A 1076-nucleotide genomic window follows, 5' to 3' on the forward strand; every position below is an offset into this window, starting at 1 on the left:
CGGCTGGTGCAACGAAATCTGTTTCAGCAATGTGAAATTCTCGACCTCATTGACCCGCGACGGCAACGCTTAAAACCAAACAATTCTAGCAGGCTATCTCTTCTAAATTAGCCGGACAGAAATGATAGCTGGTATATAGATGTGATTGGGGCTTCTTCGGAGGGGAAGGGTGATGTCGCGAATTTTATTTTATCAAATAAATCCGTGGTGCGAACGACGAAAAAAACGACTCCTATTCTTGAAGATAAGTTCGATAAAATAGTGGAAACAGGCTCTGGCGCTAATAAAGTGCGAACTACAGATGATTCGTCTGCAACAAATAATGATGGCTTGGTTGAAGGTTCGAGTGATAGTGGTGTTGAGGTGGTCACGAACGCAATACAAGGCAATAGCTATAAATTCGCAAGTAGTTACAGGGGGCGAGTAGTTCATAAATTTGTTGAAGACTATAATATATTTTACAATGGAACAATTATGGTTTTTTTATACCCTACTGATGCCGTGAACGACTATGCCGGATTGGTTCACAAGGGTGTTTCGAAAATTGTATGCAATAATGGTATATTTGCTGATGAAGTGTATACTTTTCAGTTCTGGCCTTCTGGTAAGTCTGATCATGTTTTTAAAATGTTTCTTATTGAAGGAAATGAAAACACATCTTGTACGAAAACGAATAAAGATTGTCTTTGCGGAGGTTCAAGCTCATGGAAATACGTTGAAGCGACTTCTGCAACAACTGTTGCAGCAAATAAATGGCAACATGTTGCAATAACTTGGGAGCAAAAACCTTCGGGCGCACTTGATATGAAGTTTTATATAAATGGATCGTTGGATAGTTCGACAGCGGTGAGCAATTTCACGCCTCGGCGAAATCAGGCTGATCTAGTAGTCGGTGGCCAGTCTGATGATGATTCTGGAAATGTAAATACTTTTTACAACGGAAACATGGATAATAATAACGAGTAAACCCCCGGCTCTGCCGGGGGACTCACAAAGTTTGACAGTTCCGGGAATCGGAAGCCTCCATCGCTTGAACCGCTCAAAGTTCAAACAGACGGAGGCTTCCTGTGAACGAC

General features: G+C 41.7%; 1 protein-coding gene. It reads left to right on the forward strand.

All coding sequences use genetic code 11. The annotated features are described in order from the left end of the window. Positions 1-141: 141 nt before the first annotated feature. Entirely contained in the window at positions 142-966 is an 825-nt protein-coding gene (locus GTA51_RS21455) for a LamG-like jellyroll fold domain-containing protein (RefSeq protein WP_160964303.1), read from the forward strand. Positions 967-1076 lie beyond the last annotated feature (110 nt).

This window comes from Solidesulfovibrio aerotolerans (assembly GCF_009856865.1).
In the GTDB taxonomy this organism is placed as follows: domain Bacteria; phylum Desulfobacterota; class Desulfovibrionia; order Desulfovibrionales; family Desulfovibrionaceae; genus Solidesulfovibrio; species Solidesulfovibrio aerotolerans.